The organism is Paracoccaceae bacterium (assembly GCA_012103375.1).
In the GTDB taxonomy this organism is placed as follows: Bacteria; Pseudomonadota; Alphaproteobacteria; order Rhodobacterales; family Rhodobacteraceae; genus WLWX01.
Genome location: WLWX01000001.1, coordinates 1,515,230 through 1,540,295 on the forward strand (window position 1 = coordinate 1,515,230; position 25,066 = coordinate 1,540,295).

The 25,066-nt window shown below is 64.0% G+C and carries 23 protein-coding genes and 1 pseudogene; 5 read left to right on the forward strand and 19 right to left on the reverse strand.

What is annotated here, in order from left to right:
- Positions 1-106: 106 nt before the first annotated feature.
- From GKR99_07750 to GKR99_07785, 8 genes are all read right to left on the reverse strand, one after another.
- Complete coding sequence (locus tag GKR99_07750) at positions 107-799, reverse strand: outer membrane beta-barrel protein (GenBank protein ID NKB27441.1); 693 nt, start codon at positions 797-799, stop codon at positions 107-109.
- 178 nt (positions 800-977) lie between these two features.
- On the reverse strand, positions 978-1,931 hold the full coding sequence (locus GKR99_07755) for a homocysteine S-methyltransferase family protein (protein ID NKB27442.1): 954 nt from the start codon (positions 1,929-1,931) through the stop codon (positions 978-980).
- A 38-nt stretch (positions 1,932-1,969) separates the two neighbouring features.
- Positions 1,970-3,511: a methyltransferase gene (locus GKR99_07760; GenBank protein NKB27443.1), complete on the reverse strand. Its 1,542-nt coding sequence runs from the start codon at positions 3,509-3,511 to the stop codon at positions 1,970-1,972.
- A 221-nt stretch (positions 3,512-3,732) separates the two neighbouring features.
- Complete coding sequence (locus GKR99_07765) at positions 3,733-4,569, reverse strand: hypothetical protein (GenBank protein NKB27444.1); 837 nt, start codon at positions 4,567-4,569, stop codon at positions 3,733-3,735.
- The gene (locus tag GKR99_07770) at positions 4,566-5,954 is read right to left on the reverse strand and encodes an aspartate aminotransferase family protein (protein ID NKB27445.1); all 1,389 of its coding nucleotides are present in this window, start codon (positions 5,952-5,954) and stop codon (positions 4,566-4,568) included. Before GKR99_07770 ends, GKR99_07765 begins: the two co-directional genes overlap by 4 nt.
- Positions 5,955-5,957: 3 nt before the next feature.
- Positions 5,958-6,767 carry an isocitrate lyase/phosphoenolpyruvate mutase family protein gene (locus GKR99_07775; GenBank protein ID NKB27446.1) on the reverse strand — a complete coding sequence of 270 codons (810 nt, stop codon included), beginning with the start codon at positions 6,765-6,767 and terminating at the stop codon, positions 5,958-5,960.
- Positions 6,768-6,778: 11 nt separating this feature from the next.
- Complete coding sequence (locus GKR99_07780) at positions 6,779-7,951, reverse strand: aminotransferase class I/II-fold pyridoxal phosphate-dependent enzyme (GenBank protein NKB27447.1); 1,173 nt, start codon at positions 7,949-7,951, stop codon at positions 6,779-6,781.
- Between the two features lie 108 nt (positions 7,952-8,059).
- Complete coding sequence (locus GKR99_07785; protein ID NKB27448.1) at positions 8,060-8,818, reverse strand: folate-binding protein; 759 nt, start codon at positions 8,816-8,818, stop codon at positions 8,060-8,062.
- 44 nt (positions 8,819-8,862) lie between these two features.
- Here GKR99_07785 and GKR99_07790 point away from each other — a divergent pair, with 44 nt between their 5' ends.
- Positions 8,863-9,549, forward strand: coding sequence for a glycosyltransferase (locus GKR99_07790; GenBank protein NKB27449.1), 687 nt, complete (start codon positions 8,863-8,865; stop codon positions 9,547-9,549).
- An 83-nt stretch (positions 9,550-9,632) separates the two neighbouring features.
- Here GKR99_07790 and GKR99_07795 read toward each other — a convergent pair whose 3' ends face one another.
- The gene (locus tag GKR99_07795) at positions 9,633-11,057 is read right to left on the reverse strand and encodes a diguanylate cyclase (protein ID NKB27450.1); all 1,425 of its coding nucleotides are present in this window, start codon (positions 11,055-11,057) and stop codon (positions 9,633-9,635) included.
- A gap of 77 nt (positions 11,058-11,134) precedes the next feature.
- On the opposite strand from GKR99_07795, the gene GKR99_07800 reads away from it, so the two are divergent.
- Both GKR99_07800 and GKR99_07805 read left to right on the forward strand, forming a co-directional pair.
- Complete coding sequence (locus tag GKR99_07800; GenBank protein NKB27451.1) at positions 11,135-11,413, forward strand: DUF3572 family protein; 279 nt, start codon at positions 11,135-11,137, stop codon at positions 11,411-11,413.
- Positions 11,414-11,455: 42 nt separating this feature from the next.
- Complete coding sequence (locus GKR99_07805; GenBank protein ID NKB27452.1) at positions 11,456-12,151, forward strand: HAD-IA family hydrolase; 696 nt, start codon at positions 11,456-11,458, stop codon at positions 12,149-12,151.
- On the opposite strand, the gene GKR99_07810 is transcribed toward GKR99_07805, so the two are convergent.
- The 6 genes and pseudogenes from GKR99_07810 to efp all read right to left on the reverse strand — a co-directional run bounded on the left by GKR99_07810 (position 12,148) and on the right by efp (position 18,662).
- Complete coding sequence (locus GKR99_07810; protein NKB27453.1) at positions 12,148-13,110, reverse strand: XdhC/CoxI family protein; 963 nt, start codon at positions 13,108-13,110, stop codon at positions 12,148-12,150. The two genes, GKR99_07805 and GKR99_07810, sit on opposite strands and share 4 nt — an antisense overlap.
- 16 nt (positions 13,111-13,126) lie before the next feature.
- A pseudogene (locus GKR99_07815) lies at positions 13,127-14,085 on the reverse strand (IS630 family transposase).
- Between the two features lie 272 nt (positions 14,086-14,357).
- Positions 14,358-15,890, reverse strand: a complete 1,533-nt coding sequence (locus GKR99_07820; protein ID NKB27454.1) for an OmpA family protein — start codon at positions 15,888-15,890, stop codon at positions 14,358-14,360.
- 153 nt (positions 15,891-16,043) lie between these two features.
- Positions 16,044-17,231 carry an MFS transporter gene (locus GKR99_07825; protein NKB27455.1) on the reverse strand — a complete coding sequence of 396 codons (1,188 nt, stop codon included), beginning with the start codon at positions 17,229-17,231 and terminating at the stop codon, positions 16,044-16,046.
- Between the two features lie 324 nt (positions 17,232-17,555).
- A complete protein-coding gene (locus GKR99_07830; protein NKB27456.1) occupies positions 17,556-18,023 on the reverse strand; it encodes a GNAT family N-acetyltransferase in 468 nt (155 codons plus the stop codon).
- A 75-nt stretch (positions 18,024-18,098) separates the two neighbouring features.
- Positions 18,099-18,662: an elongation factor P gene (gene efp / locus GKR99_07835; protein NKB27457.1), complete on the reverse strand. Its 564-nt coding sequence runs from the start codon at positions 18,660-18,662 to the stop codon at positions 18,099-18,101.
- Between the two features lie 225 nt (positions 18,663-18,887).
- Between efp and GKR99_07840 the strand changes: the two genes are divergently transcribed.
- Complete coding sequence (locus GKR99_07840; protein ID NKB27458.1) at positions 18,888-19,220, forward strand: elongation factor P; 333 nt, start codon at positions 18,888-18,890, stop codon at positions 19,218-19,220.
- 378 nt (positions 19,221-19,598) lie between these two features.
- On the opposite strand, the gene GKR99_07845 is transcribed toward GKR99_07840, so the two are convergent.
- Positions 19,599-20,168, reverse strand: coding sequence for a cobalamin biosynthesis protein CobQ (locus GKR99_07845; GenBank protein ID NKB27459.1), 570 nt, complete (start codon positions 20,166-20,168; stop codon positions 19,599-19,601).
- A 96-nt stretch (positions 20,169-20,264) separates the two neighbouring features.
- On the opposite strand from GKR99_07845, the gene GKR99_07850 reads away from it, so the two are divergent.
- Positions 20,265-21,713: a cobyric acid synthase gene (locus GKR99_07850; protein NKB27460.1), complete on the forward strand. Its 1,449-nt coding sequence runs from the start codon at positions 20,265-20,267 to the stop codon at positions 21,711-21,713.
- Positions 21,714-21,968: 255 nt separating this feature from the next.
- Here GKR99_07850 and GKR99_07855 read toward each other — a convergent pair whose 3' ends face one another.
- The 3 genes from GKR99_07855 to GKR99_07865 form a co-directional block, all read right to left on the reverse strand.
- Entirely contained in the window at positions 21,969-22,712 is a 744-nt protein-coding gene (locus GKR99_07855) for a hypothetical protein (protein NKB27461.1), read from the reverse strand.
- Between the two features lie 111 nt (positions 22,713-22,823).
- Positions 22,824-24,197 (reverse strand): TolC family outer membrane protein, encoded by a 1,374-nt coding sequence (locus GKR99_07860; GenBank protein ID NKB27462.1) that lies wholly within the window; start codon positions 24,195-24,197, stop codon positions 22,824-22,826.
- 38 nt (positions 24,198-24,235) lie between these two features.
- The gene (locus GKR99_07865) at positions 24,236-24,889 is read right to left on the reverse strand and encodes a protein-L-isoaspartate O-methyltransferase (GenBank protein ID NKB27463.1); all 654 of its coding nucleotides are present in this window, start codon (positions 24,887-24,889) and stop codon (positions 24,236-24,238) included.
- Positions 24,890-25,066: the final 177 nt, after the last annotated feature.

A 25,066-nucleotide genomic window follows, 5' to 3' on the forward strand; every position in this document is an offset into this window, starting at 1 on the left:
CAGTATTAACCTTTTCCCGGCGGAAAATGGCTTGTTAACGAATACGGGCGACCCCGGTAAGGGCCGCCCGTATGTCTTGAATTTGTGCGCGTTTCCGCGCCAACCTTCAGAATTTAAATGCAACTTTTGCCTGAATTGTCGTCGCCTCGGCATCGGTTCCGGCGTTCAGGTCGTCAGCGTCGAATTCGTGGCTGAGGATCTCGACACCCAGCGTCGTGTTCGGGTTCAGCAAATGCGCCATCCCGACGCCGATCACGGTGCCATCCAGCGTTTCACCTCCGGCACCCGCATCCGCATCGGCGCGGGCCACGCCAAGCGCGCCATAGAACAGATTTGCGCCGCTTGCATAACCGACGGTGCCCATCAGACGGGTCACGGAATCGACGTCGATGTCGGTCGTGCCCGCAAGCGAGATATCGGTCCAGTCATGCGATAGCTCGACACCCGCGACGATACCGCCGAAATCATAGCGATAGCCTGCGTGAAGACCGCCAAGCGCGCCGTCACCGCTGCTGTTGACGCCGCCGCCGGTTGCGTCCGCATCGCCCCAGCCAAGCTGAGCACCGACATAGCCGCCGGTCCAGTCGCTGTAGGACTGCGCGACCGGGGCCACCGCGATCGGGGCTTCGACCATCGGTTCGGGGGTCGGCGGAAGTGGGTTGCCTGCGAATGCCGGGGCCCCGATCAGGGCTGCGGCGGCTACTAGTGAAAATCGTACCATTGTCTTACCTCGTTGTTTCGGGGCTTCTGGTCCCCATTCTTTGATCGCCGCTGAACACCGGGGCAAAACGCACCCCATGCCGACGCCGTGGCCGATATCTAGGGTGTCCTGGGCGCGGGCGCAGGGGGGTGTGCGGTCACGAGGGTGTTAACAGGCTGAAACCGGCCATATGCCCGCAACCATGCGCTAAAATGCGCCTATGACGGCGGGAGTTTGCCTTGTCATGCGGGTTGGGGCGGCGCGGTCTTGCTGGGCCTTACGCGGCTTCTTTGCGCGCCTCGGATACGCGCCGCGCGATCTGGCCCAAGTGGCGCGCATCTGTGCCGCAACACCCGCCCCAGACCCGCGCATGCGGGAACCGGCGGGCGATATCGGCGATCTGATGGCCCAGTTCTTCGGGATCGCCATCCTCCAGATGCCCAAGCTGGCACAGCGAGATTTTGTCTTTGGCCGACGCATTGGGCATGACGCCGCCCAGACGCTTCGTCCAGCCCGGTTCGTCCAGCGCCGGTGCTAATTCCAGCGGATGAGCGCAGTTAATGAGGTAGTACGCCGGGCCGGACTCGGTCGCGGCGTCAACTTCCGCGACCCCTTGCGCGAAACTCTGCCCGGTCGACAGCCTGCCCTGGCCATCGGTGAAGAACGACACCGCCACCGGCATGCCGTGGGCGCGTGCCGCGCGGGTCAGGCCGATCGCCTCTTGCGGCTGGCTGAAGGTGACGGCGGTTATCATGTCGGCCCCAGCCTCTTTCAGCCAGCCGATCTGTTCCGAGTGATACTCCTCAGCCTCTTCGGCGGTCATCTTGCGGCCCTGTTTATAGGCATCGCCGCGCGGGCCGATATCACCGCCCACAACCATCGGCGTGTCCGGCGAGTCATACTGATCGGCAAGCGCACGATACAGCGCGATGCCTTCTTCGTTGGTGCGCCGCAGGTCGTCGCGGGAATACCCGCACAGATCGCCCCAATCCCGGCTGGCGCGATAGTGGATGCCTTCGACAATCATGCCCAGACCATGGGGGGTTACGGCCTCGATCTCGCAACGGTGGAACTCTTCCAGTTTCTGCTTGGCGGTCGCCTCACGCAGCCATTCAAAGGCACAGAAATGGCGCAGGGGCAGGCCGTCTGCATATTCCAGCCAGGTTTCCACACCGCCCATGGCGCTGACGTCCTTGCCGTTGAGTTGCGGAAGGTTGTCACGATATTTCATAGGGTTACCCGATCAGTTGGCGGTTGAACCCAGCCAAATTACCCCGGCGGCAGGTGAATTGCAAAGCGCGCGCGAATGGCCTGATCGGTGGCCGGATCGAACCGCGCCGACGAGGGGGTCGCCAATATCGTCTGTTTCTTCGCTGTGGCGGCTTTGATCAGATCGGGCTTTTCCACTTCGACCCATTCCTTGGGGCTGATCCGGCAGCCAAGGCTGGGATAGACGTAATCCGACTGCATCCGCGCCAGTGTCTGATCCATACCAAGATAGTGACCCGGTCCGCCAAGGCACACCTGGCGGATCTGATCGACGGCCAGCGTCACCTCATCCACCTCGATCCCGCGCACCACGCGTAGCGCCTGGCCGATGATGTCGTCGCCCAGAATCAGCGACTCGTGGCAGAACCCCAGCAGGGACGCATGCATCCCCGCCGCTTCATAGATCATGTTCACACCCGACAGCCCGGCGGCCAGGTTTGAGCACATCTGCTCCCACCCGGCCTGCATGTCGGGCAGTTTGGAATCGGCGATGCCGCCTGCCGCCCCGCCGGGCAAACCATAGAACTGGTGCATCTGGGCGCAGCCCGCGCTGAGCAGGGCCTGTTCACCCGATCCGCCCGACATCGCGCCGCTGCGCAGGTCCAGCGCGAAGGGCCAGGTGCCGAAGATTGCCGGGTGGCCGGGCTTGATGGCGTTGACATAGACGACCCCGGCGAGGACCTCGGCCACCTCCTGAACGATGGTGCCTGCGATGGTCGACGGTGCGGTGGCCCCGGCCATGCCCGCGCTAAGCAGCAGGACGGGCATGCCGGCGGCGATGCAATGTTCCATGACCTGACAGGCTTCGGTTGCGAATTTCATCGGTGGGACGACGAAGCAGTTGGAATTGCTCATGAAAGGGCGGGCGCGCCAATTGTCTTCGCCGCCTGCGATCATATGCAGCATTTCAATCGCGTCGGGCACGAAATCAGGTTCGGTAAAACTGGTCCCGATGTGTTTGGTGGTGCCCGAGGCGCAGGCATAGACGGTGTTCAAATCCATCTCGCGGTTGTCGGGGATGTCGCGGCAGACCATGGGGCGTTGCAGAAAGTGGATATTGTCGAGCTGATCTGCGATCCGCGCCGCATCATGCAGATCCTGCACGGTACTTTCGCGGTAATCGCGCCCGTCAGGTTCGACCATGTGGACGGCGGCCCCGGCAGTGCCATAGTGGACGCGCGCGCCGGACAGGGTCAGATCATGCCTGAGCTCGCGCCCGCATAAAGTGATGCTTTTTGCGGCCTTGGCCAACATCTCTTCAACCAATGCCCGAGGGTACCTGAGCCGCCCGTCGTCGCCCAATATCGCACCTGCGCGGGTCATCACGTCGATGCCCGATTGCGGCGCATCGGCCAGCCCCACTTCGGCCAGCGCTACCAGCGCGGCTTCGTGGATCGCCTGGCAATCCGCCTGGCTGAGCGGTTTGTAGCTGCCGCTTTCCATTCCGGCCCGGACAGGGCGGATGGCATCGGCAAGGGGGGCGGCGCGTTCAGCCCGGCGGGCGGCGCGACCACCGGAACGGCGGGGGGATTGATCGGTCATGGGGCAATCTCGGGATCTTGGGGAATGGAAAAGTGGGCGCAGGCGTCAACCCTGCGCCGGTCGCCCCCGTGGCGCACGCCCGCGATTTGCACCGATGGTGCGTGTCACAAGCGCGATTTTCCAGTCCTGTCGGGCCATGGGCACACCAGTTATCCTGCCGCTGAGGTACGGCGTTCAAAGGTGTGATTCTGTCCTGTTTGCGCCCTGATGTCGCAAATGGCCTACCACCGGCCAGATGCGCCCCCGCCTGACGACGATCCGCCTCCGAACCCTGAGGAGGAGGATTTTTTGGAGCGCCGCGCAATGGTGCGGATCTGCGTATCCTCAAAGTCGCAATTGGTGCAGTAATAGTGGATCTGCCGCCGCCCGGTGCTGGTGCGGGTTGCGCGTTTCAGAATGCTGCGTGTGCGCCTTCGGTGCCGCGTTCCGCATTGCGGGCAGGCGCCAAACCGGGTCATGGCATCGCCCAGCATGCCGCGCCCGAAAATCGCTGCGAAGACTGCGCCGATCAGCGCCAGGATGCCCCAATCCGTATCGTCACGGCGGCTGACCGGCTCAGCTGGCATGTCGACGGTATGGGGGCGGGCGATGCGGCGAATAACCTCGGACGTGCCGTTGAGGATGCCGCCCTGATAGTCATCATCGCCAAAAGCGCGCAGAAAAACGTCGTCGATCACCGTTTTGGCAACGGCGTTCCAATCTTCGGAATAGCCCGTGCCAAGTTCGATCCGCATTTCACGATCCGCACGTGCAACAAGCACCAGAATGCCGTCGTTGCGGTCGGCCTTGCCGATTCCCCAGGCATTGAACAGCCCGGTCGCGAAAGCCTCGATTGACGCGAAGTCCCCGTAATCACTGCGGCTTTCGATGGTCACCACGGTCATTTCGACCCCGTGTTCGTCGCGCAGCTGTTGCAGATCGTCGGCAATCTGTGCCTCGGCCCCGGTGTCCAGCAGTCCGGCAAAATCATTCACCAGCGTGGTGTCGGCGTTCGGGAACGGCTGAGCGAACACAGGTGCGGCCCAGAGGAACAGCAAGGTGAGGGTCAGGCGGATCATGAGTTTTCCAACAACTCCCGGATCACGGTTTCGACCATCATGACATCGTCGCGCGTGCAGTCAAATTGCCCGACCTGCACGCGGATGACAAAGCGGCCCTGATGGCGGGTCTGGGTCAGATAGACCCGGCCATCAGCGTTGATGCGTTGCAATAGATTTTCCGTTGAAGTATCTGAGTTCAGGGCGAAAGAGAACAGCGATAGCCGTGGTTCCGAGGTCAGCGTCACCCCCTCTATCCGGTTCAGCCGCTGCGCCAGTTCTTCCGACCAGGCGACGTGATTGCGAATCCGGGTTCGCAGACCCGTCAGCCCATAGGCACGCAGCACGAACCACAGCTTCAGCGCCCGGAACCGGCGGCCCAGGGGGACGGTCCATTCGTTGAAATCGGTGACGTCGGACTGGCCCAGCGTTTCCAGATAATCCGGCCTCAGCCCCAAAGTCCGCACTTGCGGTTCCGGGTCGGCCAGGAACTGAACGGCGCAGTCGAATTGCGCGCCCAGCCATTTGTGCGGGTTGAAGACGATTGAATCTGCTGCATCAACTCCGGCCCATAGATGCCTGAATTCAGGGCATATCATCGCACTTCCTGCCCAGGCGGCATCGACGTGGGTCCACAGGTCATGGGCCTTGGCGACCGCAATCACCTCGGCCACCGGATCCATCGCCCCGACCGAGGTTCCGCCGGTGCAGATCACCACGCCTGCCGGGATCAATCCGGCGGCCTTGTCGGATTCAATCGCGGTGCGCAGCGCGTCCGGGTCCATCCCCAAATCGTCGCGCAGGGCAACGCTGACCAGCCCGGCATCCCCGATACCGGCGATCCGGCAGGCCTTAAGGACCGAGGAATGGTTTTGCGCCGAAGCATAGATGCGCAACCGGCCCAGCCCCGACAACCCGTCTGCATTGCCCTGCCAGTTCAGCGCACGTTCGCGCATCGTCAGCACCGCACTAAGCGTTGTCGTCGTGGCGCTGTCGTGGATCGTTCCGGTGAAATGCCCTGCAAGACCAAGGGCCTGGCGCAGCCAGCTGATCATCACCTGTTCGATCTCGGTCGCGGCGGGCGCGGTCTGCCACAGCATCCCCTGCGCAGCGATGGCATTGGCCAGCTGTTCTGCCAGCATCGAGGCCGGGGCAGCGTTGGCGGGGAAATAGGCAAAGAAACGCGGGTGTTGCCAGTGGGTCAGGGCATCCGGGACGATGGATTTGAAATCCGCGAATATGTCGGCGGGCGTTTCGGGGTGTTCCGGCGGCGCATCAGGCAGTTTCGCTGCCGTCTCTCCGGGTGTCATATCGGGGCACACGGGTCGGTCGCGCAGGTTTGAGTGATAGTCATGCGCCCAATCTGCGGCCTGCTTTGACCAGTGTTTAAGGTCGTTGTGGTTCATGGTTCAGCCCATCAATTTGTCAACATCGGCGCCTGGCATTCCGTCGCCCAATGCGGAAAAGCTACCGTTTTCAAACATTTCAACCGCCGCATCCCGGATCACCCGATGCGTCACCCGCGCCAGCGCCGACCCGAGTGAGATACGCGCCGCGCCCGCACCTGCCAGCACCTGGCGGCTGCGGTTCGCCCATGGCCCTGCGGCCAGCACGTTCACCGGTTTGCCGATCGCGACGATGCGCGCCAGATCCTCGAATGATTTGGGCAGCGGCGCATAGAGGCAATCTGCCCCCGCCTCGGCAAAGCCTTCCAGGCGGGCCACCGCTTCGTCAATGTCATATGTCCCCTCCATGATTCCATCGGCGCGCGCCACCAGAACGAAGTCGCGCGGGCCCGCCCGGGCGGCTGCGGCTGCGGCGCGGATCCGCTCTACCGCAAGGTCGCGGTCAAAGGGGGCGCCGACGGCAAAATCCGTGTCTTCGATGGAAATGCCGGCCAGCCCGGCCTCAAAACTCAGCCGGACGGTTTCGGCGCAGGTTTCGGGGGCGTCGCCAAAGCCATTCTCGAAATCGCCGGACACCGGCACATCAACTGCGGCCACCAGATCGGCTGCATGGGCCAGCGCCTCATCCCGGCTGAGTGTGCCGCCATCCTTTCGCCCCAGCGTAAAGGCGTGCGCGGCCGAGGATGTGGCAATCGCAGGCGCCCCCAGCGCGGCCAGCATTTTTGCCGAACCCGCATCCCAGGCATTGCCCAGAATGAACGGATCGCCGGGGCGGTGCAGGGCGCGAAATACGGCGCCGATATCCTGGGTCATGTCATCCTCCGTTATGTGGTCCAGCGCGCGGCGGCGGCGATCATCTGGCTCAGCGCCACCGCGAAAACAGTGTCATCCACGGTCATTGCGACGCGAATATGCCCGGCGGCCGCTGCGCCGAAACTTTTGCCGGGCATCACGGCGATGGCCGCTTCGTCCAGCAGACGGTTGGCGAACCCCTCGCCATCCAGACCGGTCGCGCGCACATCCAGCATGATATACATCGCCCCGTCAGGGTCGACCGGGCGCAGCAGGTTTTGCCCCTCCAGCAGGTTCAGAGCAATGTCGCGGCGACGCCGGAACGGGGCCGCGATCCGATCTTCGAATGCGCGCCCCTGTTTCAGCGCAAAGACCGCCGCGTCCTGGATGAAGCCCGGCACGCCATAGGTGGTGTTGGTAGCCAGATCGCTCAGCGCCGCGATCACCGGCTCGGGCCCTGCGATCCAGCCGATGCGGCTGCCGGTCATGGCGTGGCTTTTGCTCATCGAGCCGACGATCAGCGTGCGTTCATCCATACCGGGTTCGGCGCGCGGGCTGTGGTGGGCGCCATTCCAGACCTGCGTGTCGTAAACCTCGTCCGAGATTAGCCACAGGTCATGATCGCAGCAGACCCGCGCGATATCAGCGATCACCGGTTTGGAATAAACCACGCCGGTCGGGTTGTTGGGGGTGTTCATCAGCAGGGCGCGGGCGCCGGGCGCGGCTGCGGCAATATCCTCGGCGCGCGGCACGAAGCCGTTGTCGGCATGGGCAGTGACCGGAACCGGCTCCGCGCCGGTGGCGCGGATGGTGCCGGGGTAGGTCGCGTAATAGGGATCGATGAACAGGGCGCGGACGCCGGGATCGCAAAGCGCCATCAGACTGGCAAACAGCCCGGCCTGTCCGCCGGGCGTGATGAGCAGATTATCCGGGGTGGTGGCGACCCCGGTGCGGCTTTGCAGCCGGTCCGCCACTGTCCGGCGCAGGGCATCTGTGCCCGGAACCGCCGGATACCCCGTGTGGCCGCCGGTCGCGCTGTTGTGCATGGCGTCCAGAATGGTCCGGTCGGTCGGGATGTCATGTTCGCCGATGGTCAGCTCGGTCACCGCTTGCCCGGCGGCGATCATGTCGCGGGCGCGATAGAAGACCTCCCAGCCGTCCGAACCGCCTGCGTTGATGCTGCTGATCTGTTGTGAAAGTCGCATGGCGCGACTGGACATCGGGCGGCGCGAAAGGGCAACCCCCGCGCCCCGATCTTCTTGTTACAAATATCCCCGCCGGAGGCATCGCGGCCCCGAAGGGGGCGCAATCCCTCAGCTCGCAACTTCTGCTAGGGTGACGACGGCATCCCCGGCGTGCATCGCTGATTTGGCGCGGTCAAAGCGCAGATAGGCAATGGCGTGCCCGCCCGCCTGCGTGAACAGCCTTCCCGCCGGTTTGCCATCTGCGGCTATGTCGCTGCCGACCGGGGCCTGCCCGTCAACCGCGACCCGGGCCAGCCCTTTGCGCAGTTCGGTCTTGTGTTTCATGCGGGCCGTCACCTCTTGCCCGACGTAGCAGCCTTTGCGGAAATCGACGCCGTTCAGACGCTCGAAACCGGATTCCAGCGGGTAGGAGTCATTGCTGATCAGCTCGACCCCGGTATCGGGGATGCAGTTTGTAACCCGGATAGCATCCCAGTCGATGGCCGCAGGCCCACCCGCCAGCCCATAGGCCCGCCAGCCGAGATCGGGGTGGCGCGGGTCCGGCTGGGCGGTTTCGGGGGGATCACCCAGCCCGCGCGCCACCGGAATATCGTCCGCCTCAATCGTGACATCGGCGCGCAAGCGGTACATGGACAGGCGTTGGATCAGCGCGTCGGCCACGTCTGTCTTGACGTCCAGCAAGAAGGCATCACCCTGATCCAGAAGGAAGAAATCGAACAGATATTTGCCCTGCGGCGTCAGCAATGCGGCCCAGATCAACCCGGGTTTCGTCACGTCATTGGTCACCAGGCCTTGCAGGAACGCCACGCGATCGGCGCCGCCAATGCGCAGAACCGTCCGGTCCGGGGCGATTTCTGCTGTTTTCATCGCATCCATGTCCCGTGATATAGGCGGCCAGCCGAAAGGATACCATGCCCGCCCCGATCACAGTCATCATTCCGACCCTTAACGCAGCCGAGGCTTTGGCGTCCGCGGCCGCTGCCCTGATGCCGGGGGTCGAGGCGGGGCTGATTCGCGCGCTGGTGATCAGTGACGGTGGGTCGCAGGACGCGACGATTGATGTTGCGGAAGACCTTGGCGCCACGGTGACGGTCGGGCCGGCCGGGCGCGGCGGGCAGATTGCGCGCGGGGTCGCGGCGGCGCAGACCGACTGGCTACTAATCCTCCACGCCGACAGCTGGCCCGAGGGCGACTGGGTCGATGCCGTCGCGGCCCATATCGCGGCGCGCGCCGACAAGGCGGGGTGGTTCCGGTTGCGGTATCGCGCGCCGGGGCGGGCGGCGCGGAGGGTGGCGGGCTGGGCCAATTTGCGGTCGCGGGTGCTTGGGCTGCCCTATGGCGATCAGGGGTTGTTGATCCACCGCGATCTGCTGGCACAAGTCGGCGGCTTTCCTGATATGCCGCTGATGGAAGACGTGGCGCTGGCGCGCAGGCTGAAGGGCCGATTGCGCGGGCTTGACGCGACGGTCAGCACCTCGGCCGAGCGTTATCTGTCAGGCGGATGGGTGCGCCGTGGGGTGCGCAACCTCTGGACGCTGGCGCGGTATCTGATGGGCGCTGATCCTGAAAAACTGGCGCAAAGCTATCGGCGACGTTGAGCGTCGGGGCGTTCTTCGGCGCGGATGAGAAGTTGCGGCGGATTGGCAAATCCAAAAGCAATTCAGGTACTAACGATGGCGCTTCAGGCGGCGTTCTGTCCGCTGCAGTCAACCGCGCCGGGTGCGTCCGAGCGCACCAGACAGACACGATCGCGCCCTGCCGATTTGGCCGAATAAAGCGCCGCGTCCGCCTTGGCAAAAAGCGTGTCCAGGTTATCGGGGCTGGCGGTGATGTGGCCTGTTGCGACACCGACGCTGATGGTCACCGGCTGATTTGTGCCGCCCATGCCCAGCGGTGCGGTCAGTCCGCGAATGCTGGCGCACAATCGTTCCCCGGCGCGCCGAGCCTGATCTGCGGACAAGCCGCGCATCACGATCAGGAATTCTTCCCCGCCAAACCGGGCCAGCAGGTCGTCAAGGCGCAGACTGGCGCGCAGGCGCGTCGCGACCTCGGCCAGGATTGCATCGCCCGCGGCGTGACCGAAGCGGTCGTTCACCTGCTTGAAATGATCCAGATCCGCAACCATCACAGCCACCGGTTCCGGGGTCGTGCTGGTTTCGGCACCCTGTGTCATGGCGCGCATCGCATTCACCGCATAGCGGCGGTTGAACAGCCCGGTAAGCGGGTCGGTGGCGGCAAGGCGCAGGCTTTCCTCGACCGGCGCGCGCAGGGCGTCGACCTCCTCCTTGCGGGTCAACAGCCGATCGACGCGCAGACGCAGCTCGTCAGCCGACGCCGGGGCAGGCAAGACGTCATCGGCACCAAGATCCAGCGCCATCGCGGCGGTCCCGCCCGCTGGCCCGTCCAGCACCGCCAGGATCGGAATGCGCCGCGTTGCCTGCCGATTGCGCAATTCCGCCAGCAGCGTCAGCCCGTTTGCGGCGGCCGGAGTGTTGCTGATCTCCAGAACAATCGCGTCGGGTTCAGGGCCTGAATTCTGGTTTATTGTCAGGATGTTGTCAGGCGACAGCGCGCGGGTTGCAATGGAGCCCAACGCCGTGGCCCAGGCCGCAAGGCGCGCCCCATCCAGCGATACCAGTGCGGCAACCGGGGCCGGGCGCCAGGGCAGCGATGGCTCGGCAAACCCATAGGTCCCGGCGGTGATCTGGTTGCGGCGAAGCTCTCTCACTTCGCGGGTGGTGCGGATCAGGCTGCGCAGGCGCGCCTGCAGGAATGTTCCGCCGACCGGGCGGGGCAGGGCTTCGTCCAGGCCCGACATCAGTGCGCAGTCGCGATTCTGGGTTTTGTCCAGAAGGCCCACGATTGACGTGTCCTGCCCATCGCGACTGCGCCGCAGGTCGATCAGAATGTCGTCAGACAGGAACTCGGTCCCGATCATCAGGACATCGGGCGCCCCGGTGTCCAGCGACGCGGCCAGCGCGTCGGGGTCCGCAACCGAGGATACGTCGTAACACGCCTTGGAAAGTTCCGCCTCAAGCGCCGCGCGATGGGGCCCGTCACCTTCGGCAATCAACACCCGCCAGGCCATATTCTCGACGCCTCCCAATCGAAACGGCTTTCGCCGGTTAACCAAACTTTCGTAAACAAAGGTTAAGAAAACCTTTCTGTGTTGCGGAGAATTCTATGAAAACTGAGCAGGCTGAGATTCTGGGCGCACAGGCGTTGGCGTGGCTTGCCAACAGCGATGATCTGCTGCCGGTGTTTCTGGGCGCAACCGGGGCGGATGGTGCCGATCTGCGCGGGCAGGCGGATCGCCCGGAATTCCTGGGGTCGGTGCTGGATTTTCTGATGATGGATGACGCCTGGGTCATTGCATTCTGTGACGCCCATTCACTGCCTTACGACACGTTGATGCGGGCGCGCCAGGCCCTGCCGGGCGGGCAGGACGTCAGCTGGACATGATCGCACCTTGACCCCGCGCCCCAGCCTGCGACAACCAGCTTTATGAGCGGGTTAGATGGCATAGTATTCGACAAGGACGGCACGCTGTTCGATTTCGAAGCGGCATGGTCGGGCTGGACCCACGGGGTCATCAGCGATTTTGCCAGCGGAAACAGCGCACTGGCCCACCGCCTGGGCGATGCGGTCGGCTATGATGTCCCCGGGCGGCGATTTCAGCCCAACAGCGTGGCCATCGCCGGAACGCCCCGGGAAATCGCCGAGGCGCTGAGCGGCCATCTGCCGGATCGGTCCGTGGATGAGGTGTTGGCGCATCTGGATCAGACTGCCGCCCTGGCGCCGCAACATCCGGTTGTGCCACTGGAACCGCTGTTTGACACCCTGCGCGCGCGCAATCTGCGCCTGGGGATTGCGACCAACGATACCGAGATGCCGGCCCGCGCGCATTTGACCGGCGCCGGGGTGATCGCCCATTTCGATTTCATCGCGGGGTCGGATTCCGGTTTTGGCGGCAAGCCCGCGCCCGGACAATTGCTGGCCTTCGCCGAGGCCCTCGATCTGGATCCGTCGCGTTGCGCCATGGTCGGCGATAGCCCCCATGACCTAGACGCCGGGCGCGCGGCAGGCATGGCCTGTGTCGCCGTTCTGACCGGGCCGGGCCCAGCCGATGATCTGCGCCCGCTGGCCGACGTCGTCCTGCCCGATATCGGCCATCTGCGCGCCTGGCTGGATGCGCGTTAACCCCGTCTGAGGCGCTCGGTCAGTTCCGCCAGGATCGAGATTGCAATCTCGGCCGGGGATTTCGCGCCGATGTCGAGGCCCACCGGCGCGTGGATCCGTGCCAAAGCCCCATCATCGAACCGCGCGCCCAGCCGTTCCAGGCGTTTGCCATGGGTGCGTTTCGACCCAAGGCTGCCCAGATAGAAGACGTCCGAAGCCAACGCGGTTTCAATCGCCGGATCGTCGATCTTCGGATCATGCGACAAGGTGACCACCGCCGTGCGGGCGTCCAGCCCGATCTCGGTCAAGGCGGCGTCAGGCCAGTCCGTCGAAATCACCTCGCCCGGGAAGCGTGCGTCGCTGGCAAAGGCACTGCGCGGGTCAACCAGATACGGGTCATATCTGGCCAGCCGGGCCATCTGAATCAATGGTTGCGCGACATGGACGGCGCCAACGACAATCAGGCGCAGGGGGGGATTGTGGATGGCGACAAAGCGGCTGCCTTCAAAACCGGACCGATCCATGGCGAAGCGGTCGGCAAAATCGCCGGGGGCAGGGATCAACGCCCGCTGCCAGTTGTCGGTATCGACAACCAGCGCCACGGCACGCCGGTCTGCGCGCGCAGCAACAAGATCCGCCAGCACCCCCTCGAGCAGGGCCGACCCAACCGGTTCCAGCAGAATCCGGATCGTTCCGCCGCAGGCCAGGCCCACCGCGAAGGCGTCATCGTCGCTGATCCCATAGGTCAGCAATCGCGGCTTTGCGTCATCCAGCGCCTCCATCGCCTCGGCGACCACGGCCCCTTCGACACACCCGCCCGAGACGGATCCGGCAATCTCTCCCCCAGCCGAAATCGCCAGCTGGCTGCCAACAGGGCGCGGTGCGGACCCCCAGGTTTCCACGACGGTCGCCAGCACAGCCCCGCGCCCGTCGCGGTGCCAGGCCAGCGCGGTTTCCGGAATGTCATCGAAACGGGTCATCTAAAGCGTTTCGACATTAACCTGAGACATATCCGGCGGCCTTAAAGTAGTTCCAGCATTCTACTGGGTCGTAGAGATCGCAGATTGCTCCGATTGCTTCGAAGACCTGGGTAAAGGACCTGGCCCCGATCCGTCGCAAATGGGCTTTCAGTTTAGAGAAGGCCTGCTCGATGGGATTCAGGTCGGGCGAGTACGGTGGCAGGTAAAGGAACCAGCAGCCGTGATTGCGTAAAGCCTGCGTCGCCTCCTTATTCCGGTGGGTTGCCAGGTTGTCGAGAATGACGACAGTGCCGGGGTTGATCTCGGGGACCAGCACTTCGCGGATGTAGGCCGCGAAGGCGGGGCCATCTATCGCTCCCTTGATGACCCAAGGTGCGATCAGCGCGCCTTGGGTCAGGCCCGCGATCAAGGTTTGGGTTCCCCAGCTTCCGAAGGGCGCATCCATCGTCAGGCGCTTACCGCGCTTGGCTCTGCCGCGTAGGCGCGTGAGGTTTGTCTTCACTGCGGTTTCGTCAATAAAGACAACGCGCTCAGGAAAGGTCGCAATGGCTGGCGAGCGGTATCTGAACCAGTCGGCCCGTTGCTGCCTTACCTTGGCGCGGCGGCGCTCGGTTGCGACCAGCGACTTTTTTTGTACGTGAAGCCGAGCCGGGACAGAAGGTTGGCGATGGAGGAGTGATGCACCCGCACACCCTCTGCATCGGCCAGCGCATTACGCAACTCAAAGAGCGTGATGTCAGGGTCTTGTGCGATCAACTCCTCAAAGAATTCCCGATGCGGAGCCAGCTTTCCCTTGCCGCGCGGCGGTCCCTGCCGGGCAGGTTCCGCATGACCCTTCATCCTCACCTGACGCGCCCACCGCGCGCCTGTGGCAGGCGACAGCTTCAACCGCAACGCCGCCGCGCGCCCGCTCAACCCTTCTTCAATGTATCTCTGAAACCGTATCCGAAGCGCAGATGGCAAAGGTGCTGACATGATCCATCCTCCCAAACAGGATGAATCACAGATCAGGTCTCAAGGGAATCCCTCGCGATTCAGGTTCAAGCCGAAACGCTTTAGGTGCCTCGCAGAATGCGCCAGTATCATGGGGCGCGCGGCGAGGCAGTGCCAGAGCGAAATGTCAAAGCGCCGCTGGCCGGAGTATCCGCCAAAAGAAGACAGGCAGGCGAAAGCCGACCCATAATCTTCTTCTCGTTGAAAATATCCCGGAGGGGGTCCGGGGGAGGCTGGCCTCCCCCGGCCTGAGGTCAGCGTAACCGCGCCGTCTGCAACAGTGGCGTGATCCGGCGAACAACGGCACGGCGGTTGGCTGGTTCGGAGTCCAGCGTGCGCACCTTCAAATTGGACTCGCCATAGCCCTGGATGACCATGTTTTCTGGCGGGACGTCGAAGAATTCGCTCAGCGCCAGCGCTACGGATTCAGCGCGACGGTCTGACAGCGCCAGATTGAATGCGGCACTGCCGGTGGCATCTGTGTGGCCTTCGATCAGGAACACCTCGCCAGGGTTTTCGTCAATCAGGTCCAGCATCAGTTCGCCCAACTGGATCAGATCGCGCGCCTCGGCAGGCCGGATCGCGGCCGATCCGGTGTCGAAGTTGATCGCGTCCAGATCAATTGGGGCGACCAGATCGCGCACCGCGCGGATCTGACGGATCTGCGCCAGCGAGTATCCGCGACGGAATTCACTTGCATCCGCTTCCATCAAGGCCGCGCGCAGGGCGCGTTGATCGCTGGTGTCCAAGAAAACCGGATCGGCGCGGCGCGTCGGGATATCCTCCAGTCGCACGGGCTCGGCCTCGACCGTGTCGTCGATCAGGGCCACACGGCGCCCATCGGGCAGAATGCGTGTCCGGCGCAGCACCCGGCCATCGGCGGTGCGGATCGTGACGATCTGCACGCCATTGGGGCGCTGCACGGTGGTGCGGGTGGAGCCATCGTTGAACGTTTCGGTGCGCACCTCGGACCCGGGTTGGCGCAGCAGTGTATCGTCGTCTTTCAGAACGAACAGTTGCCCGTCCCGTTCGACAACGACACGATCGCCCGAGTTCGATTTGACTTCGGCACCGTTCTTGAGGATCGCACCGACCGCCAGCGCGCCAAGGCCAAACAGGACGACCTTTTCGACATCGGACAGACCGCTGTCGCCTTCGTCGCGGGCGCGGCGCTGGGCACGGGTTTCCTGATTGCCGCGGGCCGAGGTTTCGAAGTCTTCGTCGCTAGAACGCGCCGAACCTTCGGTCACGGTTTCAACCTGAACGGTGGCATCGGTGTCGCCACCTTCAGACGCCGCAGCGGCCGGGGTTTCGCCTTCGGCAAGCAAGTCGACGTCTTCGGCGGCTTCAATCTCGGCATCGATCAACTCTTCTTCAGTCACTTCGACACTGGCTTCACCGGCCTCTGCCTCGGCTTGCGCGGCGGCTTCCGCTTCGGCTTGCGCGGCAGCTTCTGCCTCTGCTTGCGCGGCAGCTTCTGCTTCGGCTTGCGCGGTGGCTTTCGCCTCGGCCTGCGCGGCGGCTTCAGCCTCTGCCTCTGCCGCCATTTCCTCTTCGCTCATCTCGGGGACTTCGAGGCCAGCGTCCTCGGCTGCTTTCCTCAGTTGGCGCAGGCAACGGCGTTCCTTGCGGTTGCTGGGCGTGTCGCCAAGCTGGATTTCCAGGACTGCGCAGCGGTCCTTGCCCTGCGCCATTGCCGGGCCGGGAACCGGCATCACCAGGGCCAGACATAGTGCCAGGCTGGTCGTTGATCTGAGGGATTTTGAACGAATGGTCGCGATACGCATGGATACTCACTCTGCTGTCGTCGTTACACACATCTCCGGAAGGTTCGGCACACTCCCCAAGTGTGGTGACCCGAACCGCAAACCTAAACCTTCGCTGGCCCCGTGGCAAAGCCTGATCGGCGCGATTGTGCCGATCGGGTGGTCAGCGCCGCATTAATCCAGCGCCTGCAGGCGGCGCATGGCGATGACGCCGAAGGCCGGGCCAAGCGCCATGATGGCGAAAATCGCGGGCCAGCCGAGCATTTCGGCCAGCGCCGGGGTGGCCTGAACCGTCACGATTGTCAGGGCAAACCCGAGTGCGGTCTGGAATGTCATCAGGCTGCCCGCCTGATCAGGCGGGGCGGCATCGGCGACAAGGGCCGAGAATTGCGCGCTGTCGGGGATGATCGACAGACCCCAGATCACCACGACAATGAAGAACAGCCAGGCAGGCCCTGCAAATGTCAGCGCGGCGGCGATTGCGGCGCTGCCGCTGATGACCATGGCCCACATTGCCACCCGCGCCTTGCAGATGCGATCCGCCACACGCCCGGTGGCCGCGCAAATCAACCCGCCGCCCGCAATGGCGACGAATGCGGTCAATTTGGCGCGCGAGGCGGCGGTATCCTCGGGCAGGCTTGCCCCGTAAGAGGCTACGGTCGCCGCACCGATCCAGGCCCACATCGCGTAAAGCTCCCACATGTGGCCGAGGTATCCCGCATAGGCCAGGCGCACCCGGCGGTTGGTCCAGGCGGCGGTGATCGCGCGCGGGTCGAAGCGGGCGGCGCGGGCATGATGCGGGCCAAGGCGGGTGGCCAGGACCAACAGCCCCGCAAGACCCGACGCGACTGAGGCGACCGCCACCGTCACCCGCCAATCCGCACCGCCACCCAGTGCGATCAGATGCGGCAGGGCCGAGCCGAGCGTCAGCGCCCCGACCAGCGCACCCACCAGATATCCGCGATCCTTCTGCCCCCAGCCCACGGCGATCTTCATCCCGACAGGATAGACCCCCGCCAGCAAAGCGCCGGTCGCAAACCGGGCCGTGATCGCCGCCGCGCTGCCCGGCGGTGACAGGATCAGGCTGGCATTGATCAGGGCGGCGAACAGGGCGCAGGCCGCGAAAACCCGGCGCGGATCAAAACGGTCGGCCAGCCCGAAGATGGCCGAGGCCAGCGCCCCGATCACAAATCCGGCCTGCACCCCGCTGGACAGCAACGCCTGTCGCGCGGTCGAGATTGCCGCCTCGGCCACCATATCGGGCAGAATCGCGGCCGAGACGAACCAAAGGCTCATCGCGGCAACCTCGGCGGCCAGAAGCAGAGTGATTGTGTGGGATTTCCGGGTCATCGCTTTCAGCATTCAATTATTTGGCAGATCAATGCGTAGAACTCTTTATCTGAATCGCCATAGGTATTACCTGCGCCCGGTGCGCGCCACAGGCGCAGGGCGCACGCCGGACCGGCCCCACCGGTCTGGCGTTGGTTCGAGGTGTGCGCATCCGTCAAAGTTGATTGCTAACACCTCCCCATAAATCATGTCCTGCAACCGTTGCTGCGCCAACCCGCCGGTCCGGCGCGCGCCCGGCTTTGGGCAGGCGTTCGCTTCCAGCATTCGACTTTTCGGCAGGCTAGCGGTTCGCAGGGGCGAACGCCCCCCAATTCGCCGCCAAACGCGCAACTGTGATCAACCGGTCTTCCCGCGCACCATCACGCAGAAAGGGCGCGCGCCGCTGCTGCGCATCAGGGCGTCCGATGCCGCGTTGAACGCCCAGTAATCCGCTGTCCAACCGTCGATGCCAGGCGCCCGCAGCTGCGCCTGCATCGCGCCGATCAGCGCCCGCCCGACACCCTGTCGGCGGAATCCGTGATCGACGCAGATCTGATCCAGATGCCCGACCCGGTGTGCCTTGCTGAACAGATTTTCCGGACGCTCGTCGACGAAGAAAAGCGCATAACCGGCCACACGGCCCTGCCGTTCGTCGATCAGAAGCGTCTGACCCTCGGCCAGGCGCGCGCTGAAAAATCCAATGAGTGCGGCGGCGTCCTGATCGGGCTGGAAATAACCAGGCTCACGTCGGACGTGCAGCGCCTGCACCTGCGCGACAAGCGGCAGGATCAGGGGGATTTCATCGGCTTGAAGGTGGCGGATCATGGCAATCCTCGGCTTGCAGCGCCGAGGATTGGCCCGCCCCAGCAAAACGGGGCGTTTGAAGCACGTGTCCCCGGGTCAGGCGCGCTCGGAATAATCCATGGTTTCGGTGTTGACGACGATCTTCTCACCCTCGCCCACGAAGGGGGGGATCGACACGCGGATGCCGTTGTCGAGCGTTGCGGGCTTGAACGAATTCGCCGCTGTCTGGCCTTTCACCACCGGCTCGGTCTCGACCACGGTGCAGGTGACTTTTTGCGGCAACTGCGCGCTGAGCGCTTCGTCGTCGTAGTATTCGATCTGGATCGTCATGCCGTCTTGCAGGAAGGGGCGACGCTCTCCCAGAATTTCGGCGGGCAGTTCGATCTGTTCGTAGGATTCGCTGTCCATGAACACCAGCATGCCATCGGATTCATACAGGAACTGCTGATCCTTCTGTTCCAGCCGGACCTTTTCCACCTTGTCGGCAGACCGGAAGCGTTCGTTCAGTTTCGACCCGTTCCTGAGGTTGCGCAATTCGACCTGCGCGAAGGCGCCACCCTTGCCCGGTTTCACATGGTCGACCTTCACCGCCGACCAAAGGCCGTCGTTATGCTCCAGTATATTACCGGGGCGAATCTCGTTTCCGTTGATCTTTGGCATGCGGCAAAACCTTGGTGAAATCTTGATCGGGTGGTGGCGGGGTCTATATATTGGGGGATTTCTGCGTGCAAGGCAGCGTATGAGGGAAGGGCGCGCTGGCAGCTATGCACTGAACGCATAGGAGCCATTCCGAAAATGATATGCAGAATCACCTGAAAACGGTCATAAAGGCCCCTATCGGGTAAAAAGACCGCAAGAGCAACAAGAAAACCTAAAGGATAACGGATGGCTGACTTCGTCGACGGAACCGCATTCAACCACGAACAGGGCAACCGTTCGCGCAAACTGTTTGCGGCGGTGGTGCTGGCCGCGTTGGATGACGCAATCGCGGATGACAAGAAATATGGCAACGGGCCGGAACAGATCGCCCGCTGGGCACGCTCGCGCGATGGGCGCGAAGTTCTGTCCTGCGCTGGCATCGACCCGAACGAGCGGGTGGTAACCGGGCTGATGGATTTCGTCGGCAAAGGTGTTCGCACCTCGGTCGCGCTGAGCCGTGAAGAGAGTGAGCGTCGCCACGCCGCCGCCGCCCTGGAAGAGCAGGCCGCAGCCGCCTGAAAGCCCGCCACATTGGTAAGTTAGGAAGGCGCGTCCCCAATTGGGGGCGCGTTTTTCGTTGGGCGGGCGTCGTGGCGGTGTAACGGGATTGGTCCGATGGCTCGCATGCCACGGGTGATATTGCGGTGGCGTTTCTGGCATGGAGGGGGCGTTGACTGCTCTCCTCGCGCCCGGTGCGCGCCGTAAGGCGCAGGGCGCGCGCCGGACCGGTCCCGCCGGTCAGGCGCTGGTCTGGGCTTGGCGCATCCAAGCGAGGTGACGGCCAAACCTGAGCTATAAATCATGCAAACTCAACGGCGCTGCGCCAGCCCACCGGTCCGGCGCGCGCCCTGCTTGCGGTGTATCGGTGATGCGTCCGCTCCGCGCTAAACCGCCCCCTTAAAACACCAGCCGCCAGATCACGAACGGGGCCAGTTCCGCAGCACACAGCACCGCAACCAGCCCCCGCACCGCCCAACTGCGGAACCGTGCCAGCATCCAGATCGACAGGGCCAGGACCAGCGCAACCTCCAACCCGCCGATCAGCCCGCCGTGATGCGCACTGTCCCAATAGCTGAACGGGCTGACGAAGACCCAATCCGAAACCGGCCAGAAATGGCGGCGCGCGTCATCGTGGTGCAGCGCGAAATCCGCGATCAGGTGCAACAACGCTGACCCCGACAGGGCAATCAGCCATCCGCGCCGCAGCGCAACCCCAACCGCGCACAACCCGCCCCACAGCACCAGCGAATTATCCACGGCGAATATCGCCTGCCAATTGTCCGAAAAATACAGCTCTCCGAACACAACGCGGGCGGGAATATTTTCCACAAACAGCGCCCAGCCCGCCATCAGATACAGCGAGGCATCGGGGATCAGCGACCCCGCCAAAGCAGCACAGATCAGCCCCGTCCGTCCGGGCCGGCCGAATGCCGCCAGCCCGACCACCAGATGCGCCGGTGTGTTCATATCTTCCCCTCGCCCTCGCTTCCTTCTATTCCCCGAAGGCAGCAGGCTTGCTATTCCCCGAAGGCAGCAGGCTTGAACCATAGGCCGGAGGCGCGGTTGACTAAAGCACTGATGATCCAGGGCGCGGGTTCGAACGTCGGCAAATCGCTGGTGGTCGCAGGATTGGCCCGCCTGTTCGCCCGCCAAGGTCTGGCGGTGCGTCCGTTCAAACCGCAGAACATGTCGAACAACGCCGCAGTGACCACAGACGGGGGCGAGATTGGGCGCGCTCAGGCGCTTCAGGCGCGCGCGGCAGGGGTGGCTCCGCTGACCGATATGAACCCGGTGCTGCTGAAGCCGGAAACCGACACCGGCGCGCAGGTCATCATCCAGGGCCAGCGTGTCGGAACCGTGCGGGCCGCCGAATGGGGCAGCCGCAAGGCCGAGTTTCTGCCGCGCGTCATGGCGTCCTTCACCCGCCTGGCCGAGGGCGCCGACTTGATCCTGATCGAAGGCGCCGGCAGCCCGGCCGAGACCAACCTGCGCGCCGGCGATATTGCCAATATGGGCTTTGCCGAAGCCGCCGACCTGCCCGTCATCCTGATTGGCGATATCGACCGGGGCGGGGTGATCGCGCAATGCGTCGGCACCCATGCCGTTTTGCCGCCCAAAGATCGTGACAGGATAAAAGGCGTCATCATCAACAAATTCCGTGGCGACCCGGCGCTGTTTGCCAGCGGATTGGATGAGGTTGTGGCCCGCACCGGCTGGGCCGCGCTCGGCGTATTGCCATTCTTCGAAGACGCCTGGCGGCTGCCTGCCGAAGATGTCCTCGACCTGACCAACCGGCCTGGGGGCGACACCAAAGTCGTTGTGCCGCGCCTTGGCCGGATCGCCAATTTCGATGACCTCGACCCGCTGGCCGCCGAACCCTCGGTCACTGTCGAGGTTATCGGGCCGGGCCGCGCTTTGCCTGCCTGTGACCTGATCCTGTTGCCGGGGTCAAAGAACACGATTGCGGATCTGAAAGCGCTGCGCGCCGAAGGTTGGGACATCGACATTTCGGCCCATATCCGGCGCGGCGGCCACGTGCTGGGCCTGTGCGGAGGGTATCAGATGCTGGGCCAGTGGATCGACGACCCGCAAGGGATCGAAGGCGCGCCGGGGCGCCATGCGGGCCTTGGCCATCTGGACGTCCACACCGTGATGCAGCCCGAAAAACGCCTGGCCGAGGTGTCAGGCACCTATCTGCCGACAGGCGATCCGATCCGTGGGTACGAGATTCACATCGGCAGCACCGAAGGGCCGGATTGCGCGCGCGGCTGGCTTGATATCGACGGGCAGCGCCATGGCGCGGCCAATCCCTCGGGCCGGGTACGCGGCTGCTACCTGCACGGTGTTTTCGCCGCCGACGCCGCGCGCGCGGCGATGCTGGCCGAGGTTGGCGGGCACAGCAGCACGACGAATTGGGAGGCAGGGGTCGATTCGACCCTCGACACTCTGGCCGATCACTTGGCCACGCATCTGGACGTCGAGGCGATCCTGCAACTGGCCCGTGAAATCTGATCCATGCAGACCCGGATCCAGACCTATCGCGCCATCCCGAGTATCTGAACAGATGTTGGAAAAGCCCGCACACGGCGCGCGTCAAAGGCTCAAGGCGCACCACTCCAACGTCTTTTCGCCAAAAATACTCCCGCCGCAGGCACCCTTGCGTCATTATGCAACCGTCGCCGCTCCGCGCGGGCGCAGCATTGGACACGAACGGAACGCCCGACGCGCGGCCCCACGGCCAAGGATTTCGGCGATTGGCCTTGGTGGCTAGTCCAGATCCTGCGTCGCCAGCGCGCGTTTGATTTCCTGGCGTACCAGTTTGCGGATGCTGCGGGTGACTCGTTCACCCAGATCGCCCTGGAATTCCTCGCGCAGGATGCCCGAGATCAGAAGGCGCAGCGCGTCTTCATCCATTTGCGCAACCGGGTCGATTGGCGCGGGGTCTGCTGTGACTGGCTTATCGACCTCCGGCGCAGAATCGGGACCGGGGGAAACGGACGCGGCGGTCTGGGGTGTTGCCGGTTCTGCCTGGGCTTCGCCCGTTGTGACCGATGGCGCGTTATCCGTGTTGGATGCAGGCGTATTGGTGGCGGGTGTAATGGCAGCAGGCGCGATCGGCGTCGGGGCAATCGGCTCATCGTCAACGGGAGCGGCGCTGTCGCGCGTGTCCGCTGCCGTGTCATCGTCGCGAAATTGTGCCGCCATACGCTTTGCGGTCGCCAGATGGTCGATGGTGCGCGGCGTTTCCCGGTCCAGAAATTCCGAGCCATCGGGCTCAAACTCGCCCTTCTGCGCCGTTACGGCGGCCTCCAGTTCGGCAATCCGGTTTTCCAGCGTATTAGTCCAGGGATCGCTTCCGGTGCCGGAATCGACTCGGTCCGTTTCCGACAGGATCAGCCGGTCGCGCGCCGGGGTCACCGGTTTTGGCTGCGCTGGGCTGGCCGCCGATACCAACCGGCGAATCGAGGTCAGGACATCTTCATCCTCGTCCCTTTTGGCCGCATCTGACATGCCCGGATTTCCCGCTTCGATGGTAACGCATTTTCGTTGAGTGACATTAGCCCTGCCGCCTGCGCGGCACAACAGTGCTGCATCCGCGGGCGCATTCCCGCCGGTGCGCGATTACTCTTTCCCCAAGGCCCGCAGAACGCGATCCAGACGCTCACCCTGGGGGCTGACGGCGCCGACGGGCGCGTTCTTGACTGCGTCGTAATAGGCCAGCGGATCATAGGTGGCGATGCCAAGGCCCAGATGATCCACGGTCAGCAATCCCATCGTCGCCAGCAGCGTGTAGGTTGCGACATAACGATCGATCTGCGCCGAAACCAGGGCCGCCTGCGCGTCCAGCAGTTCCTGCTGCTGGGTCAGCACGTCCAGCGTGGTGCGCGCGCCAAGACGCGCCTCTTCCTGCGCGCCCTGATAGGCGACGCGCGCCGCCTTGATCTGCAGATCCGAGGCCTGGATGCTGGACACCGCCACCGCCAGATTGGACCAGGCGTTGCCGACGTTCTGTTCAACCCCGTGGCGCACCGTGTGTAGCCCGGCGCGCGCCGCATCGCGGCGTGCCTGCGCCTGTCGCAACAGCGATGATTGTGCGCCGCCCGAATAGATATTCCCTGACAGCGTCAGCCCCAGGCTGTAGCTGTCGTTGCCATCGTCATCGACGCTGATCCGGCTGTTGGCGCGCAGGGTCGGCCTCATATTCGCACGGGCGCGCGCAATATTGATCTCGGCGACCGAGACATTCTGCTGCGCCTCGCGGATATCGGGGTGGGTGCGCACGGCAACCGCCTTGGCGTCGCCTTCGGATTTGGCCGTGGCGGGCAGGCGGGGTGGCGCGCTGAGCGATCCGGGGAAATGCCCGGTGGCGGCCTTATATTCCTCACGCGCCTGGCTCAGCACACCGATCTGGGCGGCGACCGAGGCTTTGGCCGCGGCCAGCCGCGATTCGGCGATGGACACATCCGTGCGCGTCACCTCACCCACTTCAAAGCGGTCGCGCGCGGCGCGCAATTCGGTCGTGATGACGCGTTCGTTGTTCTGTGCAAGGTCGACGAAGGCGATGGCGCGGCGTACCGACATGAAGGCCTGAACCGCGCGCAGCAGCACCTGCTGTTCGACGTTGCGCAGATCTTCGCGCGTGGCCAGAACCACGCCTTTTGCCGCCTCGATCGCCAGATCCGAGGCGCCGAAATCATACAGCAACAGATCCGCCGTCAGCGCCAGGGAGCCATTCAGATTCTCTCCCTGATTGGGTTCTGACTGCGTGATATTGGCCGACCAGCCAATGATCGGGCGCAGGGTGGCCACGGCCTGTGCCACATCTTCGTCCGCAGCGCGCAGAAGCGCGCGCGTCTGATCCAAGAGGCCCGAATGGCGATAGGCGGCGATCATCGCATCGCTAAGCGATTCGGCCGTTGCCGCAACCGGCGTCGCCACAAGAAGCAGCCCGGCAACAAAATTGCGGACCCCCCGTCTGATCGTCGAACCTGTCATCATTGTCCCCCCGGACGGTGGTTGCCTTGCGGCGGTCGTTAAAGCGCGAATTCTGGCTGGCTGGAAAAACCCGGAAGCACCGGGGCGGTTGCGTCAAATGCCCGGCGCCAGCTGATCTGGTCGCCTGATTTCAGCCCCAAGCGGCAGACGCCAAGCGTTCCTTCATTGAAAATCGCGACAATCTTGCCGCCGTCCTTAAGCTGATCTGCGATTGCCTTTGGCTGATCCTCGACAGCGCCTTGCAGAATAATTGCGTCATAGGGCCCATGCTGGGCCGCGCCTTCGGTCAACGGGCCGGTCGTCACCGCAACGTTGTCTGCGCCCAGGGCCGCCAGCGCGGCGGCGGCATCGGCGCTGCGCGCCTCATCATCTTCCAGCGCCACAACAGCCTGCGCCATGCGGGCGATCACGGCGGAGGAGTATCCAAGCCCGGCACCGATATCCAGGACCAGATCATCCGGGCCAACATCCAGTTCTTCCAGCATCTTGGCCAGAACCCGCGGATCGGCAATCACCCGGCCAGGCGCCAGCGGCAGCGCTTCGCCCGCATAGGCGGCACTGCGTTGCGCGTCCGGCACGAACGCCTCACGCGGGACATGCAGCATCGCCTCGATAATCGGGAAGCTGGTCACATCCGACGGGCGGACCTGGGTATCGACCATGGTTGTGCGCTGGCTGGCAAAATCGGACATCTGATAAGTGAACCCGTCTGTTCAGAATTCCACCCGTCAGGTCTGACACAGTTTCAGACGGGCGACAATATCGCAGCCCCGTCAGTTGGGTGATGTGGCGTAAAAATTCCTCAGCCCGCGCATCGCGCGCCGCGGCGTACCGTAAATCCGCTGGCCGGGTCGGGCGTTCGGCAAAAA

Excerpts from the sequence above, each read along its gene's own strand:
- GKR99_07825 (NKB27455.1), bottom strand. The coding sequence starts at position 17,231 with ATGCTGAAAGCGATGACCCGGAAATCCCACACAATCACTCTGCTTCTG.
- GKR99_07855 (NKB27461.1), bottom strand. The coding sequence starts at position 22,712 with ATGTCAGATGCGGCCAAAAGGGACGAGGATGAAGATGTCCTGACCTCG.
- efp (NKB27457.1), bottom strand. The coding sequence starts at position 18,662 with ATGCCAAAGATCAACGGAAACGAGATTCGCCCCGGTAATATACTGGAG.
- GKR99_07840 (NKB27458.1), top strand. The coding sequence starts at position 18,888 with ATGGCTGACTTCGTCGACGGAACCGCATTCAACCACGAACAGGGCAAC.
- GKR99_07810 (NKB27453.1), bottom strand. The coding sequence starts at position 13,110 with ATGACCCGTTTCGATGACATTCCGGAAACCGCGCTGGCCTGGCACCGC.
- GKR99_07755 (NKB27442.1), bottom strand. The coding sequence starts at position 1,931 with ATGAAATATCGTGACAACCTTCCGCAACTCAACGGCAAGGACGTCAGC.
- GKR99_07865 (NKB27463.1), bottom strand. The coding sequence starts at position 24,889 with ATGTCCGATTTTGCCAGCCAGCGCACAACCATGGTCGATACCCAGGTC.
- GKR99_07750 (NKB27441.1), bottom strand. The coding sequence starts at position 799 with ATGGGGTGCGTTTTGCCCCGGTGTTCAGCGGCGATCAAAGAATGGGGA.
- GKR99_07785 (NKB27448.1), bottom strand. The coding sequence starts at position 8,818 with ATGAAAACAGCAGAAATCGCCCCGGACCGGACGGTTCTGCGCATTGGC.
- GKR99_07775 (NKB27446.1), bottom strand. The coding sequence starts at position 6,767 with ATGACCCAGGATATCGGCGCCGTATTTCGCGCCCTGCACCGCCCCGGC.
- GKR99_07780 (NKB27447.1), bottom strand. The coding sequence starts at position 7,951 with ATGCGACTTTCACAACAGATCAGCAGCATCAACGCAGGCGGTTCGGAC.
- GKR99_07760 (NKB27443.1), bottom strand. The coding sequence starts at position 3,511 with ATGACCGATCAATCCCCCCGCCGTTCCGGTGGTCGCGCCGCCCGCCGG.
- GKR99_07830 (NKB27456.1), bottom strand. The coding sequence starts at position 18,023 with ATGATCCGCCACCTTCAAGCCGATGAAATCCCCCTGATCCTGCCGCTT.
- GKR99_07765 (NKB27444.1), bottom strand. The coding sequence starts at position 4,569 with ATGATCCGCCTGACCCTCACCTTGCTGTTCCTCTGGGCCGCACCTGTG.
- GKR99_07820 (NKB27454.1), bottom strand. The coding sequence starts at position 15,890 with ATGCGTATCGCGACCATTCGTTCAAAATCCCTCAGATCAACGACCAGC.
- GKR99_07800 (NKB27451.1), top strand. The coding sequence starts at position 11,135 with ATGAAAACTGAGCAGGCTGAGATTCTGGGCGCACAGGCGTTGGCGTGG.
- GKR99_07805 (NKB27452.1), top strand. The coding sequence starts at position 11,456 with ATGAGCGGGTTAGATGGCATAGTATTCGACAAGGACGGCACGCTGTTC.
- GKR99_07770 (NKB27445.1), bottom strand. The coding sequence starts at position 5,954 with ATGAACCACAACGACCTTAAACACTGGTCAAAGCAGGCCGCAGATTGG.
- GKR99_07845 (NKB27459.1), bottom strand. The coding sequence starts at position 20,168 with ATGAACACACCGGCGCATCTGGTGGTCGGGCTGGCGGCATTCGGCCGG.
- GKR99_07790 (NKB27449.1), top strand. The coding sequence starts at position 8,863 with ATGCCCGCCCCGATCACAGTCATCATTCCGACCCTTAACGCAGCCGAG.
- GKR99_07860 (NKB27462.1), bottom strand. The coding sequence starts at position 24,197 with ATGACAGGTTCGACGATCAGACGGGGGGTCCGCAATTTTGTTGCCGGG.